Origin of the sequence: Campylobacter sp. MG1, from assembly GCF_026616895.1 — a bacterium.
Classification (GTDB): domain Bacteria; phylum Campylobacterota; class Campylobacteria; order Campylobacterales; family Campylobacteraceae; genus Campylobacter_E.
The window spans coordinates 261,435-277,785 of sequence record NZ_JANYME010000001.1 but is presented as its reverse complement, the minus strand read 5'-3'; the positions used below and the strand labels follow the sequence as shown (position 1 = coordinate 277,785).

Below are 16,351 nucleotides of genomic sequence, written 5' to 3'. Positions count from 1 at the left end.
TTAAATTTTTAGAAAATTTCGTATTGATTAAAGAAAGTTTCATCATCATTTATAAGTTTTAAGTCTATTAATTTTTTTATGACTTCTTTATTACATTCTGTAGTTTCAGGCCATTTATTTATATAATTATCTAAAATATTTTTACTATAAGCAGCTACTAAAACTCCGTTTTCATCAATAATAATATCATTTGCAGGGTCATAATTATTAAAAGCTTTCCATATTAACATATAAGGGTTGTTTAAATTTACTCCTTCATCAAATAATACAACAATTCCGCCCAAATAATTTTTACATATTTCATAAATTTCTTTTAAATTATTATCTCTTTTAAGACTAATACAAGTGATTTGCGTTTTACTTTCGGCATAATAAATACTATATTCACATAATCCTAAAGGTTTTAATGTATCTAATAGATTTTTTAAATCAGGTTTATATTCTATTTTTTCTTTTTCTAAATTTTCATCTTTATATGTATTTGCATGATAGTGTGCATTATTTGTAGCGTCTAACCCAAGTTTTCCACCCATACCTAATCTTGTGCTTGAATGATCTAGTTCATCACAAATTCCATAACTTTTTAATAATCTATTTGGTGAGAAATTATTTAAAATATATTCACAAATAGCTGGATAGTCTCTTAAATTTGGTGCATATTCATCAACAAATATAGCGTTTTTTACAAAACTCATTTGTCCTACCCCCCAAAATGCATGCATATTAGCCATAGCTGAACCTAAATAATTATTTTTTATTTTTGCTATTATTAAATTATGAAAAACACCGTTTTCAGGCATACAATAATCAATCAAATCAGGGCAAGTTGTCTTAAGTAGTGGTAAAAATATTCTCTCTGTTCCATACCCCATCCATTTATCTTCAAGTGGAGGTTTTCCAACTACCGTTGCATTATAAATTGGCTCATTTTTGCCTGTAATTTTTGTAATTTTCATAACAGGAAAATTACCTTGCGGGGTATAAAATCCCGTATGGTCTCCAAATGGACCTTCAATAGCAAAATGATTTACATCAATTTCGCCTTCTATTACAAAATCACTATTACTTGGTACATACAAATCATTAGTATCACATTTAACTAATTTTGCTCCTTGTTTTTTGATAAATCCATAAAGCATTAATTCAAATATACCTTTAGGCAGTGGTGCTTGAGCGCAAAATATATGAAGTGGGTCGTCGCCTATCGCAATAGCTATTGGCATTTTTTTATTAGCCTTTTTATATTCATGAAAAAAATTATTTGCGTCTTTATGTAGTTGAAAATGCATAATTAAATGCTTACTATCAATTACTTGCAAACGATACATCCCTAAATTATTTTGCTTACCATCAAGGCTTTTGGTATAAACCTGACCCATCGTAATAAATGCACCTGCGTCTTTTTCCCAAGTTTTAAGAATTGGCAATTCATTTAGTAAATATTCTTTTTGTTTACAAGGTGCATTTTTGTTAATCTCTCTTTTTGGAGCTATATTTTTTAAAGAAAATAATTTTTTGGCTAAGTCAATTTTAGCACCAAATGTTGGTGGGATATGTAAATTTAATAAAGATGAAATTTCATTAGCAATCTCATCTGTGCTTTTTCCAAGTACTAAATTTAATGCTTTTTTATTTGCAAAAACATTCATAATTACTGGAATTTTACAAACTTTTCCATCCTTTATAGGTTTTGTGAATAGTAAAACTTTAGAATCTTCTTTTTTAGCCTCTAAATATGCTAGATGAGGTATTTCCAGCTCAGTATCAAGAGGGGTTTCAATTATGTTTAATAAATTTGCTTTTTTTAATTTTTCTATATAATTTTTCATAGCATTTCTTTTAATAATTCTTCATTTTCAGCTAGAATTTCTAAAGCTCCATGCTTTATAAATTCTTTTGCTAAAACTACCCCAAAATCACTTGCATTTGCTTGATTAATCTTTCTTTGCATTTTTATAATTTTACTAGCATCAATTAAGCCAATAATCGCATTTACACAAATAATCTCATCATCAATAAAAGCTGCATTAATTCCTATTGGAGCACCACAACCACCATTTAAAGTAGCAGTAAAATCACGCTCAATTTTGCATAATAATGCTGTTTTAGGGCAATTTAATTTAGATACAAGATTTAACACCTTTTCATCATTAATACTCTCAATCGCAACAGCACCTTGACCTGCTGAAGGTATCATAATTTTTGTATCTAAAATCTCATAATTTAACTCATCTAAAAGATTTAATCTCTTAAGTCCTGCATAAGCTAAAACTATCGCATCAAATTCGCCATCTTTTAATTTTTTAAGTCTAGTTTGTAGATTTCCCCTTAATGAATGAATAGAAAAATCATCTCTAATTAATCTTAATTGCATTTGGCGGCGAAGACTTGTTGTGCCAATTTTTGCGCCTTGTTTTAGTTCATTTAATGATTTTTCATTTCCACGAAAAACCACAACATCATTAGGAGTTTCTCTTTTGCAAATACTAGCAAGTTTAAAATCATACGCCAAACTTGCCCCAACATCTTTTAAAGAATGAACGCTAATTTGTGCAAGCCCATCGTGCATTGCGTTTTCTAATTCTTTAATAAACAAATTCTTCCCACCAATTTTTGCTAAAGGAGTATCTAAAATAACATCTCCTTTAGTGCTAAGCTCTAATAATTCTATATTTAAACTAGGCTCAATTTCTTGTAATTTCGCCTTTACAAATTCGCTTTGCCATAAAGCAAGTAATGATTTTCTAGTAGCTATTTTCATATTTTTCCTTTAAGATTGTTGTTTTATTCTGCAAACTAATGCTTCTTGTAAAAGTGTTCTTGCAACCACTGCTTCTTCTTTTATCATTTTTACATTTTCACCTAGATTGTCAAATATTTTTTTCTCATCTTTATTAATTCTTATGATTAAATTTACATTTGGTGCATAATCTATGATTTTTTTGCTAACTAATTCTAGTGTTTGTTCGTTTGATATTGTTACAATTACTGCTGCACTAGATTTTATATTCGCATTTTCAAAACTCATATCTTGTTCAGCACTTGCATAATAAACATTTTCACCTCTACTTTGTCCTAATTCAACCAAACTCATATCATTGTCTAATGCTATATAAGGAATACCTTGATTTTTTAGTTTTAATACAACTTCTTGACCTAATAATCCATAACCAAATATTACAAAATGTCCATTTAAACTATCTATTTTCGGCATAATAGCAACTATTTCATCATTTGTAATGGTAGCTATTTTTTTAACATTCTTTAGTATAAATGGTGATATTATCATACTTAATATTACTGATAATGTAAGTAGTCCTGCTATATCGTTATCTATCATTTTATTTGATAGTAATATGCTAAAAATAGCAAGAGAAAATTCTCCTATTTGTGATACACTAAGAGCTGTTTTTAATGCTTCACTTTTTGTATTTTTCAGTGATAACAATACAAAAATACAAATAGTTTTTAATAGCATTATTCCAATAGTTAGAGCTATTATTAAGAACCACTTGCTTATTATTATTTGCAAATTTATTTGCAATCCAACTGTTATAAAAAATATGCCTAATAAAATATCTCTAAATGGGATTAAGTCAGCTTCTATTTGGTGTTTAAATTCAGTTTCGGCTATCATCATTCCTGCTATAAAAGCTCCAAGTGAGTATGAAAAACCAAAATAATATGCTAAAAATGAAGCACCAACTACAGTAAATAATATTGTAGCTATAAAAATTTCTTGTGAATTAGTTTTTAATACATAATATAATATTCTACCATATATGTATTTTCCTATAAAAAATAATAAAAATAATACTATACTAGCCGATACTAATGTTTTTATTATAAGACTACTAATTGATGTTCCATTTTGTCCTAGAATATCAATCATTAATAAAAGTGGTATTACTGCAATATCTTGAAAAAGTAAAATTCCTAATGCCTTTCTTCCATATTTTTCATTTATATCTTTATTTTCGTTAAGTATTTTTAGTACTATTGCTGTAGATGATAGTGATATTGCAAATCCTATAATAAGAGATGTATTTTCATCTACATTAAATCCGTATTGAAGTAGCACAGCAAGTACTAATCCAGTAATACCCATTTGTAAAGCACCATTAACGAAAACATCAGTCTTCATAGTCATTAGATGTTTTACTGAAAATTCAAGTCCTATTGTAAACATTAAAAAAACAATTCCAAATTCAGCAATATGGTTTAGTTGTTCTGATGTTGTTACATAAAACACTTCTTCTATTATAAAGCCAGTAGCTATATAGCCTATGATTGTTGGTATATTAAATTTTTTTAATATTACATTTAACACAATAGCTATAGCACTTGTAGTTAAGAATATTTCCAAAAAGCCTTGCATTAATTATCTTTATCCTCGTAAAAAATGATATCAAATTTGTTATTTTGTTTTACCAAAGCATTTTTTTGCTTTTTTTGATTCATTAGTAATTCTTCATAATTAGATATTTGACTTTTTAATTCTAATATTATGCTAACTCCAGCTAAATTTACCCCTAAATCTCTAGTAAATCTTAAAATCATTTTGATTCTATCTACATCTTTTTGAGAATACATCCTAACTTTTCCACAGGTTCTATTAGGTTCTATTAGACCTTCTCTTTCATACTGCCTTAATGTTTGTGGGTGTATGTTTAATTGTTTAGACACTACAGAGATTAAGAATACTGGTTCATCATAATTCATTTTTTCTCCTTTATAAATACTCTTTTAATATTTTCACTACTTTATCATCAAGTGTGTTTATGTTAGGTAAAATAACCTTGACTCTTAAAAATAAATTACCTTGATTTTTAGAATAAGAATTATAAATTCCTTTTCCTTTTACCCTTATTAATCCACCATTTTTTATATTTTCACCTATTGTTATTTTTAATCCTTTTTCTTTAGGCGTATCAAATTCGATTTTTCCACCAAATAAAGCAGTTTTAAGTGGTATTTGAATTTCTTTTATTAAATCGTCCCCATCTCTTTCATATTCGTTGCTTTTTGTAATTTTTATAACTGCTTTTAGTGTTTTTTTATTATTTGTAACTGAAATTTCTTGATTATTTACAACGCCAGATTTTATATCTACTTCAAAAGATTCTCCATTTATTGTAATATATTTTTTTGCTCCTAATACAGAATCATTAAATGATATTTCTAACTCAGTTTTCATAGGTCTTGAATAATTTTTATTAAATCCATTAAAACCACTAGTGCCGAACTGTGAAAAAATATTATCAAAATCAATATCGTTAAAATCCGAGGAAAAACCGTTTCCAAATCCTCCAAAATTTGGGTTATCATAAGCTTTTCTTTTTTTCTCATCACTTAAAACTTCATAAGCTTCAGTGATTTCTTTAAATTTTTCTTCTGCACCTTTGTTTTTATTTACATCAGGATGGTACTTTCTAGCTAGGCTTCTATATGCTTGTTTTATAGTATCAGCATTTGCATCTTTTTTTACACCTAAAATTTCATAGTAATTTTTCATTTTTTAATCCTAATAATATAAAATGTTTTACAAATTTTAGCTATTAAAGCTTAATAAAGTTTAACTAGCTACTATCAACACTTAAATTATACTTAAAGGAAAAAAATGCAAAAATGTATATTGGTAATAACCGATGGAATAGGGATAAACAAAGAAAATTATTATAATGCTTTTATGAGTGCTGCTAAACCGAATTATAAAATTTTAAATGATGAGGCTAAATTTTGTACTCTAAAAACAAGTGGTAAATCAGTAGGCCTTCCTGACGGAGTCATAGGTAATAGTGAAGTAGGACATATGACTATAGGAAGTGGAAGAATTATTTATCAAAATTTAGTAAGAATTAATAATGCCATTGAAGATAAAAGTATTTATGAAAATGATACATTAAATAAATTTATATCTAAATTTAAAAGAATTCATGTAATAGGTCTATATAGTGATGGTGGTGTTCATTCAAGCTATGAGCATTTTAATGTAATTTGCGAGATTGTAAGTAAAAACAGTAAGTGTTTTGCACATATAATCACTGATGGTAGAGATGTATTGCCACAAGAATTTTATGATTTTTATGAAAAAAATCCAAGTTATATAAAACCAAGTAGTATAAGTGGAAGATTCTATGCTATGGATAGAGATAACAACCTTGATAGAACTAGAGCATATATTGATATGCTTTTTAATGAAGATGAACCAAAGGATATGAGAGAGATTGTTTTAAATGCGTATAAAAATAATATAACTGATGAATTTATAGAGCCAACAAAATTAGATACAAGTGATATTAAAATGAATGATGGTGTTATTATTGTAAATTTTAGAAGTGATAGAGCAAGACAGTTAGCTAAAGAATTACAAGTAAATTTAAGTTCAGAGCAAGTTTTATGTATGTGTGAATATGATGAAAAATTAAATTTAGATGTTATTTTTCCAAAAGTTGAAATTAATAATACTCTAGCTGAAATTTTAAGTCAAAATAATTTAAAACAATTTCACACAGCAGAAACTGAAAAATATGCACATGTAAGTTTTTTCTTTAATGGTGGGGTTGAGAAAGAATTTAAAAATGAAGCTCGTGTTTTAGTACCTAGTCCTAAGGTAAAAAGTTATGCAGAAATGCCAGAAATGAGTGCTTATAAAGTATGTGATTGTGTTTTAAAAGCCATTGATGATGGTTATGATTTTATAGTTGTAAATTTCGCAAATGGAGATATGGTAGGACATACTGGCGATTATAATGCAGCTATTAAAGCTGTAGAAAGCGTTGATTATTGTTTAGGTAAAATTATGTTGAGTGCTAAAAATAATAATTATGCTTTATTAATTACTTCAGATCATGGTAATTGCGAGGCTATGAGAAATAAAGAAGGAAAAAAACTTACAAATCATACTACTTTTGATGTTGGTTGTTGGCTTTATAATTATAAAAAAGACATAAATTTAAAGAATGGCTCATTAGCTAATGTAGCAGCAAGTGTATTAAAAATACTTGATTTAGAAAAACCGAAGGAAATGGAAGAAGCTTTATTTTAAGAATTTACTATGAGAAATCATAGTAAATTTGCATTATTTATTAATACCTAATACTTTACAATATTCACAATAGACGCAACTAACCGAGCGTTTAGCACATACTAAAGGTATGTTTCTTTTTTTAGCTTGATTTTTAATTTTTTTCATAGTGTTATGATTTAAAAAACTTGTAAGCATAACTACACAGCCAGTATCTTGTGGTATATTTTGACGATTTACTCTATTTTCATTCCTAGCATCCCAATGTGTTATATTGCTTGCACCTAAATTTTGTAATACAGCCTTTATAGGTGTAATCTCATCTGCACCAATAACTAATACTGACATTGTATATCTCCTTAAAATAATTTTGAAAATTATAATTAAAAAACTTTAAAATAAACTGATAATTATTATTATTTGATTAAAAAATAAATTTATTTTTATTTTTAAATAAGTTAAAATTAAGTAAAAAAAGAGATAATCAAAGCTTATTTTACAAAAAGGATGAAAGATGAAAATTATAGATTTAATTAAACATAATAAATATCTTACTATCCGTCATCATATCAAACACCTACATAATATCCATTAAATTATATATCGTTTTTAGTTGTGTTTTACACTCTATGATTGTATTTTAGACAAAGGAAAAAAATTGAAGAATTTAGAAAATATTTTTAAAGTAATTTTTCCACTTGCAATAGTGATTATTACTACTTATTATTGTTATCCATTTAAAGAACTTAGCGAAGCAGAGCATTTAGCTTATCTTAAAAGTTATGGCACTACTTTAGGACTTACTTCACTTGGTTTGATTATTGGTCTTACTGGTGGATTTTTATTAGCGTTTTTATTAGTGCTTAGGAATAGATTTTTAACAATGTTAATCAATGAATATTTAGATTTAATTAGGGGTATGCCATTAATGCTGCTTTTAATGATATTTGCATTTGTGGTTTTTGCTCAAGTTGAAAATGTATTTTTTGTAGCTGTTATTGCTTTAGGACTTAATTCTAGTGCTTATGTTGCAGAGATTATTAGAAGTGGGATTGAAAGCGTTGATAAAGGTCAAATGGAAGCAGCAAGGTCTATGGGTTTATCACACTTTCAAGCTATGAAAATGATAGTTTTTCCACAAGCTGTTAAAAATATCATTCCTGCTTTAGCAAATGAGTTCATATCGTTGTTTAAAGAAACTTCAGTAGTTGCGTTTATAAGCGTTGTTGATTTGACTTTTCAAAGCAAGATTTTTCAATCACTTTTATACGACCCTAAGCCTTATATTTTCGCAGGTGTTGTGTATTATGCTAGTGTTAAAGTATTTACTTGTTTTGTAAGATTATTAGAAATGAGGCTAAAAAGAAATGATTAAGATATCTAATTTATGCAAAAATTACGGGAATTTAGAAGTATTAAAAGATATTAGTGTAGAGATTAATAAAGGCGATATTATTGCTATTATTGGACCTAGTGGCGGTGGAAAAAGCACATTTTTAAGATGTTTAAATAAACTTGAAGTTGCAAGTAGTGGGGAGATTTTAATCAATAATGAAAATATCTTAGATGAAAAAATTGATATTAATAAGCACAGACAAAAAGTATCAATGGTATTTCAACATTTTAATCTATTTGCAAATAAAAATGTATTGGATAATTTGATTTTAGCCCCTGTTAGTTTAAATATTTTAAGCAAAGATGAAGCTATTAAAAAAGCTAGAAATCTTTTAGCTAAAGTTGGTTTAGCTGATAAAGAAGAGTTCTTCCCACACAAATTAAGCGGCGGTCAAAAACAAAGAATAGCAATAGCAAGAAGCCTTATGATGGAGCCTGAAGTTATATTATTTGATGAGCCAACTAGTGCGCTTGACCCTGAAATGGTAGGAGAAGTTTTAGGACTTATTAAAGAAATAGCAAGTGGAGATAATGCTCCTATTATGATATTAGTAACTCACGAAATGGGTTTTGCAAAAAATGTAGCTAATAGGGTATTTTTTATGGAAAGTGGCAAAATAGCAGTAGATGATACGCCACAAGTTGTATTTAACTCTAGCACAAATGCTAGATTAAATGAGTTTTTAAACAAAGTTTTAAATCATTAGGATTAGATATGAAAAAGATTTTTTTAGCTTTATTTATAACTTTATTTGCTTATGCAAATGAAGTTGTTAAGGTTGGTATTTCAGCAAATTACGCTCCATTTGATATGATGGTTGATGGTAAATTGAGTGGTTTTGATGTTGATTTAGTAAATGAGATTTCAAAGGTTGCTAATCTTAAGATTGAATTTGTCAATATGAGTTTTGATGGGCTTATTCCATCTTTAGTAGCTGGTAAAATCAATATGATAGCTTCAGGAATGAGTATTAGCGAAAGAAGAATGAAGAATTGTGATTTTTCTAATCCTTATTTTTTTGGAAAAACTATGTATCTTAAAAGAAAGGGCGATACTTTCATTACAAAAGAAGATTTAAAAGGTGTTAAAACAGGAGTGAAACTTGGCACAATTCAAGAAAATACTGCAAGAAAGCTAGGTGCTAATGTGATTTTACACGAAGATTCAGCAGTGGTTGTTATGAGCCTTGTGAATAAGCAAATAGATGCGGTTGTTTTTGATTCTTTTGTGGCTAAGAAATTTATGGCAAAAAATCCTGAAATTGAGAGTTTTTATGAAGAAAATGACGGGGCTTTAGGTTTTGCATTTGCATTTGCAAAGGATAAAAATAAAGACTTAATTGATATAATTAATAAAGCCCTTGAAGAAGTAAAAGCAAGTGGTAAGTATGATGAGCTTATCAAAAAATACGGGCTATAAGGAGTAGTTATGAAAAAGTTTTTATTAGTAGTGTTTGCACTGGTTTTTAGTGCTTGTTTATATGCAAATGACAAGGTTTATAAAGTTGGGATTTCTCCTGATTATCCTCCATTTGATATGTTAGTTGATGATAAGATTAGTGGTTTTGATGCTGAATTATTTGATAATTTAGCAAAAATTGCTGGTATAAAATATGAGTTTAAAGCTATGAGTTTTGATGGACTTATTGCAGCACTTAAAGCGGGTAAGATTGATGCTATTATGAGTGCTATGAGTTCAAGCGAACAAAGAAAAAAAGCTTGTGATTTTAGCAATGTTTATTATAAAGCTAAGACAATTTATCTAAAGCATAAAGATAGTAGTATCGCAACTAAAGATGATATAAAAGGTAAAAAAGTAGGAGTGCAATTAGGCACGGTTCAAGAAGCAGCAGTAAAACAAGTAGGTGCATTAGTACAACCTAATGAAAATCCTGTTGTTTTAGTAATGGCTTTAAATGATAAAAAATTAGACGCTTTAGCATTTGATGCACTTGTGGCAAGAGAATATTTAGCAAAATATCCTAATTTAGCTGAATTTTATAATGAAGATGATGGCACAGAAGGATTTTCTATAGCGTTTAGCAAAAATGAAAATGTAGAGCTAAGAGAGAAATTAAATAAAGCTTTAGAAGAATTTATAAAAACTAGCGAATATGAAGCTTTACTTAAAAAATACAATATAAATTAATATGAGAAGTGATTTTTTTAAGCCTAGATTTAAAACTAGGCAAATTAGTGTAGGCGGGGTTAAAATCGGTGGTGATGCTCCAATTAGCGTTCAATCAATGCTATTTACAAAAACTCAAGATATTAATGGATGTTTAGAGCAATTAATTGAGTTAAAATTAGCAGGTGCTGATATAGTAAGAGTTGCGTGTTTGGATATAAAAGATGCAAGGGCTTTAGCAGAACTTAAAAAGCAAAGCCCACTGCCGCTAATTGTAGATATTCATTTTAATCACAAATTAGCTTTATATTGTGCTGAATTTATAGATGGGATTAGAATAAATCCAGGAAATATCGGTGGCAAAGAAAATATAAAAGAAGTAGTAAATGCTTGTAAGCAAAGAAATATTCCTATAAGAATTGGTGTAAATCACGGAAGTATTGAAAAACAATTTGAAAATAAATACGGCAGAAGTGTAAAAGCCTTGCTTGAGAGTGCTGTTTATAATATTAAATTACTTGAAGATTTTGATTTTAGGGATATTAAAATAAGCATTAAAACTTCAGACGCACAAAGCACAATAGAAAGTTATACTAGATTAAGAGAATTGTGTGATTATCCGTTTCATTTAGGAGTAACTGAAGCAGGAACTAAGTTTCATAGCACGATAAAAAGCTCAATTGCTATAGGTCAGTTATTATTAAATGGCATAGGCGATACTATTCGTGTTTCTATGACAGGAGAGCTTAGCGAAGAAATAAGAGTCGCTAAAGCGATTTTGCAAGATAGCGGAGTGCAAAAAAGCGGTATAAATATAATCTCTTGTCCAACCTGTGGAAGAATACAAAGCGATTTATTAAGTGCTGTTAAAGTGGTTGAAGAAAAGACAAAACACATTAAAGCACCATTAAATATAAGTGTAATGGGTTGTGTTGTAAATGCTTTAGGAGAAGCTAAAGGAGCTGATGTAGCAATTGCGTTTGGCAAAAATGAAGGCTTAGTAATAAGACACGGCGAAGTGGTTGCAAAATGCAAATATGATACTTTAGTAGATAGATTTTTAGATGAAGTATTAGACGAAGCAAAACTTCACGAAGAATAGAATTTGAAATTCCTATTTCAAATTCTTATTTTAATTTCTTTAATTTTTACGAGAGATTAAAATAAGAATTAAGGAAGAATTATGAGTAAGTATTTTGATATTGAATTAGAGCAAAGTATTTTATTAGCTTGTATAGAAAATAATGAAAATATAGATATAGCCGCAAGTATTATTAAGCCAAGTGATTTTTCATATAGATTACACGCTGATATATTTGAGTTTATATTAAATAAAAGAAGACTTAGAGAGAGTGTGGATTTAAAGCAACTTAAAATTGTATTTAATAATGCTAAGGAAAATTTTTGGTCTACATTAGAAAATCAAAATTCATTAATAGATGTAGATTCTTATTCTAAGACTTTAAGAAATTTAAGTTTAAAAGATAAGTTAAATTCATTAATGCAAGTTACTACATCAGAACTTTCAAGTGTTGATGATAGTATAAAATATACCCATGATTTAAATGCTAAGATTTATTCTTTAGTATCAGGTGTAAACGATAAAAATTTAAAAAATTCAATAACTGCTATTAATGAATTTTATGAAGAATTAAATAGGGTATCAAAATTAATTGATAGGGATATTGTAGGTATAGATACAGGTTTTGAGACACTCAATAAATATACAAAGGGTTTTAAGTCAGGTGAATTAATAATTTTAGCAGCTCGTCCTGGTATGGGTAAAACTACGTTTGCACTTAATATTTTACTACATTCTTTAAAAAGAGATGTTGGAGTTGTGTTTTATAGTCTTGAAACTGAAGCACATAAAATTATGGCAAAATTAATATCACAAGATACTGGAATTCCACTACAGTCATTGCTTACTGCTAGATTAGATGGAGATATGGAAAAAATGCAGCATAGCGCTAATTTTTTGAGTGAAAAAACACTATATATTTATGATAATGGAAATTTAAATATAGAATTTTTAAGGTCATCTTTAAGAAGATTAAAAGAAGAACATACAAATATAGGATTATGTATTATTGATTATATTCAACTTATGAATTCATTAAATACGAGAGCAGATAGGCATGTTCAAGTTAGCGAGATTAGTAGGGGATTAAAATTACTTGCATTAGAATTAAAACTTCCTATTTTAGCACTATCTCAAGTTAATCGTTCAGTTGATTCTAGACAAAATAAAAGATTAATTTTATCGGATATTAGAGAAAGTGGTAGTATAGAGCAAGATGCTGATTTAATATTGTTTATTAATCAATCAGATGAAAATTATGATAGAGAAAATAATATTAATGCTGAAAAACATATGATATTAGAAATTGCAAAAAATAGAAGTGGTGGATTAGGGGATATACATTTTGATTTTCAAATTTCTAAGGCAAGATTTACAAAATTAGATACTCATCAAACTGATTATTTAGACTAAATTGTAATTTTGTAACAAATTTGTAATAAAAATTTGATTTTTATTTTATAAATTACTTAAGTGTTATAGAATGAAATTTAATTTATTTTAAGGAGAAAGTATGAAAAAGTATTTAAGCTTTGCACTTGTTTTTGCTAGTACTTGTTCATTTGCTATTGATGCAAGTGTATCTAAGACAAAATCAGCAACTGGGATTGATTTAAAAGAAGCTGAGTGGATTGTTCCTGCCACAATAGGAGATGATGGTTATATTGATGAAAATAAAATGCCAAAGGGTTCAAAATATGCAGAAGCTGTAATTTTAGGTAATAAAATTTTAAATGAAACTACTTATTATATAGGACCAAAAGCAAAAGATGAAAGTAAAAGATACGCAGGAAATAATCTATCCTGTAGTAGTTGTCATGCAAATGGTGGAACTATCCCTTATGAGTCAGGTTTTGTAGGAATTTATGCGAGATTTCCGCAGTATTTAGCAAGGGGTGATAAGGTTGCAACTATTGAAGATAGGATTAATGGTTGTATGGAACGCAGTATGAATGGTAAAATGCTACCTTTAAATTCGCCAGAAATGAAAGCTATGGTTGCTTATATGCATTATTTAAGTCAAGGGGTTGCAATAGGTGCTAATACGAAAGGTCAAGGTTTAGCAAAAATTGATTTATTAAATAGAGCAGCAGACCCTAAAAAAGGTAAAGAAATTTATGCTGATAAATGTGCTGCATGCCATGGAGAAGATGGTGCTGGTATGGTAAATGATGAACAAAGAGGAGGATATTATATTTATCCAGCTTTATGGGGTAATGATAGTTATAATACAGGTGCTGGTATGTATAGATTAATAAAAGCAGCACAATATATTAAGCAAAATATGCCTAAAGGTGATGCTACCTTAAGTACTGAAGAAGCGTTTGATGTAGCAGCTTATATTAATTCACAAGTTCGTCCTGTTAAAGAAAATAGAGACAAAGATTTTCCTGATAGAAGAACTAAACCATTAGATATGGATGTAGAGCCATATGATGATGATTTTAGTATAGAACAACACCGCTATGGTCCTTATATTGAAATGAATAAAGTAAGTAAAGCAAGTAGCAAATAATAAAAAGCCCTTATTTTAGGGCTTATAAATTTATTTTAACTAATTTGTAATGTGGGTCGAATCTAAACGATAGTAAATTTTCATAGATTCCAAAAAGCACCATAAATGTTACAAATGAACTTCCACCGTAGCTAAAAAATGGCAAAGGAACTCCTACAACTGGTGCAAAACCTATTGTCATTGAAATATTTACACCTACATAAATAAAAATTAAAATGGCCAGACCTGAGGTAAAAACTCTTGCAAAATAATCTTTTTTTAATATTCTATTAAGGCTTAATAAATGTAAAATAAGAGATAAATATCCGGCTAGTAAAATACAAGCACCTATAAATCCATATCTTTCTATTGTATAAGCAAAGATAAAATCGCTAGTACTAATAGGTAAAAATTTAAAATGTGTTTGAGTAGCGTCATCTTTGCTTTTTCCACTTACTCCACCACTACCTATTGCAATCATACTTTGTCTTACTTGATAACTTGGTTTTTCACTTAGAAAATCTACTATTCTTTTTTTTTGATAATCATTTAAATTATTATATATTAGCGGAGAAATTGGAGCTAGTATTCCAATGATTAATATTCCAGTTAGTATTATTTTATAGTTTATGCCAACTAAAAATAATACAACATAGCCAACTATTAATATAATTAAAGCCGAACCTAAATCAGGCTCACTTTTGATTAAAATAAATGGTAATATTATGTAAAAACTAAATTTTGCAAATTCTTTAAATTTATATCCTCCTGCTGGCGGTGGATTTATTTTTATTAAATATGCCAACATAAGTAAAAAAGCTGGTTTAAAAATTTCACTAGGTTGGATTGTAAAATTTGTAAAAGGAATCTCTAGCCATCTTTTAGCGCCTAATTTTGTAGCACCTAAAATATCAACTAGCATTAATAATCCTATGCAAAACCAATAAAAAAATGGTATTAGCCATTCTAATTTTCTAATCGGTAATAAAAAAAATACACAAAAACTCATAAACCCTATAGTTATATATAATATTTGCTTATGTGCTAAAACTGTATTTGCCTCATTGATTAATATGAAAGAAAAGCCTATTATAGGTAATACTATAAAAGGTAATATAAAATCAAAATGAGTGAAAATTTTACCGTCTAGTTTTATCAATTTACAACCTTTTGCTAAATTTATTTGTGAATATGAATAAAAAAGGTTAATATTGAGTAAGATTATAGCTGATAGAGTTGAAAGAATTGATGTCTTTATAGCTAATGTATTAAATGATAGTCGTTCAAAAGTAGCGAATTTAATTAAAAATAATAATATTTTAGTGAATAATAGGACAGTTAAAACATCATATAAATTAAATATATGTGATGAAATTATTATAAATTTACCAAAATTGCAAGAAACAAATATTAGATATGAAGTAAATTTTAATGTAGAAATTATTTATGAAGATGATGATATTTTAGTAATTAATAAGCCTATTAGAATAGCTACACACGGAGCTAGTAGTTTAAAAGAAGCATCTTTGGTTGAGTGGTTGCTTGATAATAATTATAAATTAGCTGATATTAATGGTAGGATTAGGGCTGGAATTGTGCATCGTTTAGATAAAGAAACTAGTGGTGTAATGATAGTAGCTAAGACAAACAAAGCTTATTTAAATTTAGCATCACAAATAAAAGATAGATTAGTCGATAGAATTTATATAGCTGTAACAAATCTTAGAGTTAATTGTGAAAATATTGAAAAATACATAAAGAGAAATGAAAATAATAGATTAAAAATGCAATCTTTAAGCGAAGATGAATGTATTAAAAAGTATGGAATGAATAAAGATAGATGGGGAAAATGGGCTAAGACCCATTTTATCAATTTATGCACTAAAGAAAATATAAATTTATTAGCTGCAAAGCTTGAAAGTGGTAGAACCCATCAAATAAGAACTCATTTAGCAAGCATAAATAGATTTATTTTAGGCGATAATATTTATGCTGACAGTAAAAATAAAATAGCAAGTAATCGTTTGATGTTACATTCTTTTTTTATAAATTTTAATCATCCTATAAGTGGTAAAAATTTATGTTTTATCGCCAAATTTGACAATGAATTTGAAAAATATTTAAATAATTTTGAAAATATTTGTTTAGATTATGAGTTTGCAATTAAATTATTAAATGATTTTAATAAAAATATTTTAAAATAGAAAAATAGTTTATTTTGAAGGG

General features: G+C 27.9%; 16 protein-coding genes. 9 read left to right on the top strand and 7 right to left on the bottom strand.

Going from position 1 to position 16,351, the window contains the following annotated elements:
• Positions 1-8 precede the first annotated feature (8 nt).
• The 5 genes from NY022_RS01290 to NY022_RS09695 are packed head-to-tail and all read right to left on the bottom strand — an operon-like array spanning position 9 to position 5,515.
• Positions 9-1,829, bottom strand: a complete 1,821-nt coding sequence (locus NY022_RS01290; protein WP_267523210.1) for a menaquinone biosynthesis decarboxylase — start codon at positions 1,827-1,829, stop codon at positions 9-11.
• On the bottom strand, positions 1,826-2,761 hold the full coding sequence (hemC, locus tag NY022_RS01285) for a hydroxymethylbilane synthase (RefSeq protein ID WP_214116758.1): 936 nt from the start codon (positions 2,759-2,761) through the stop codon (positions 1,826-1,828). Before hemC ends, NY022_RS01290 begins: the two co-directional genes overlap by 4 nt.
• 9 nt (positions 2,762-2,770) lie before the next feature.
• On the bottom strand, positions 2,771-4,378 hold the full coding sequence (locus tag NY022_RS01280; protein WP_267523209.1) for a cation:proton antiporter: 1,608 nt from the start codon (positions 4,376-4,378) through the stop codon (positions 2,771-2,773).
• Positions 4,378-4,722 (bottom strand): heat shock protein transcriptional repressor HspR, encoded by a 345-nt coding sequence (locus NY022_RS01275; RefSeq protein ID WP_267523208.1) that lies wholly within the window; start codon positions 4,720-4,722, stop codon positions 4,378-4,380. Before NY022_RS01275 ends, NY022_RS01280 begins: the two co-directional genes overlap by 1 nt.
• A gap of 10 nt (positions 4,723-4,732) precedes the next feature.
• Positions 4,733-5,515 (bottom strand): DnaJ domain-containing protein, encoded by a 783-nt coding sequence (locus NY022_RS09695; protein ID WP_324287461.1) that lies wholly within the window; start codon positions 5,513-5,515, stop codon positions 4,733-4,735.
• 105 nt (positions 5,516-5,620) lie between these two features.
• Between NY022_RS09695 and gpmI the strand changes: the two genes are divergently transcribed.
• On the top strand, positions 5,621-7,048 hold the full coding sequence (gene gpmI / locus NY022_RS01260; protein WP_267523207.1) for a 2,3-bisphosphoglycerate-independent phosphoglycerate mutase: 1,428 nt from the start codon (positions 5,621-5,623) through the stop codon (positions 7,046-7,048).
• A 33-nt stretch (positions 7,049-7,081) separates the two neighbouring features.
• On the opposite strand, the gene NY022_RS01255 is transcribed toward gpmI, so the two are convergent.
• Complete coding sequence (locus NY022_RS01255; RefSeq protein WP_267523206.1) at positions 7,082-7,375, bottom strand: DUF2325 domain-containing protein; 294 nt, start codon at positions 7,373-7,375, stop codon at positions 7,082-7,084.
• 310 nt (positions 7,376-7,685) lie between these two features.
• Between NY022_RS01255 and NY022_RS01250 the strand changes: the two genes are divergently transcribed.
• The 7 genes from NY022_RS01250 (at position 7,686) to NY022_RS01220 (ending at position 14,146) form a co-directional block, all read left to right on the top strand.
• Positions 7,686-8,402, top strand: a complete 717-nt coding sequence (locus NY022_RS01250; protein WP_250325159.1) for an amino acid ABC transporter permease — start codon at positions 7,686-7,688, stop codon at positions 8,400-8,402.
• Positions 8,395-9,129 carry an amino acid ABC transporter ATP-binding protein gene (locus tag NY022_RS01245; RefSeq protein ID WP_214117900.1) on the top strand — a complete coding sequence of 245 codons (735 nt, stop codon included), beginning with the start codon at positions 8,395-8,397 and terminating at the stop codon, positions 9,127-9,129. The genes NY022_RS01250 and NY022_RS01245 overlap by 8 nt, the downstream gene beginning before the upstream one ends.
• A gap of 8 nt (positions 9,130-9,137) precedes the next feature.
• Complete coding sequence (locus tag NY022_RS01240) at positions 9,138-9,842, top strand: transporter substrate-binding domain-containing protein (RefSeq protein WP_267523205.1); 705 nt, start codon at positions 9,138-9,140, stop codon at positions 9,840-9,842.
• A 9-nt stretch (positions 9,843-9,851) separates the two neighbouring features.
• Positions 9,852-10,571, top strand: coding sequence for a transporter substrate-binding domain-containing protein (locus tag NY022_RS01235; RefSeq protein WP_267523204.1), 720 nt, complete (start codon positions 9,852-9,854; stop codon positions 10,569-10,571).
• A 1-nt stretch (position 10,572) separates the two neighbouring features.
• Positions 10,573-11,652, top strand: a complete 1,080-nt coding sequence (gene ispG / locus NY022_RS01230; RefSeq protein ID WP_214149785.1) for a flavodoxin-dependent (E)-4-hydroxy-3-methylbut-2-enyl-diphosphate synthase — start codon at positions 10,573-10,575, stop codon at positions 11,650-11,652.
• An 81-nt stretch (positions 11,653-11,733) separates the two neighbouring features.
• Positions 11,734-13,044, top strand: a complete 1,311-nt coding sequence (locus NY022_RS01225; RefSeq protein ID WP_267523203.1) for a DnaB-like helicase C-terminal domain-containing protein — start codon at positions 11,734-11,736, stop codon at positions 13,042-13,044.
• A gap of 100 nt (positions 13,045-13,144) precedes the next feature.
• Positions 13,145-14,146, top strand: coding sequence for a c-type cytochrome (locus NY022_RS01220; protein ID WP_267523202.1), 1,002 nt, complete (start codon positions 13,145-13,147; stop codon positions 14,144-14,146).
• Positions 14,147-14,168: 22 nt separating this feature from the next.
• Here the strand turns inward: NY022_RS01220 and NY022_RS01215 are convergent, their stop codons facing one another.
• The gene (locus NY022_RS01215) at positions 14,169-15,284 is read right to left on the bottom strand and encodes an FtsW/RodA/SpoVE family cell cycle protein (protein ID WP_267523201.1); all 1,116 of its coding nucleotides are present in this window, start codon (positions 15,282-15,284) and stop codon (positions 14,169-14,171) included.
• A 52-nt stretch (positions 15,285-15,336) separates the two neighbouring features.
• Here NY022_RS01215 and NY022_RS01210 point away from each other — a divergent pair, with 52 nt between their 5' ends.
• On the top strand, positions 15,337-16,329 hold the full coding sequence (locus NY022_RS01210) for an RluA family pseudouridine synthase (RefSeq protein WP_267523200.1): 993 nt from the start codon (positions 15,337-15,339) through the stop codon (positions 16,327-16,329).
• Positions 16,330-16,351: the final 22 nt, after the last annotated feature.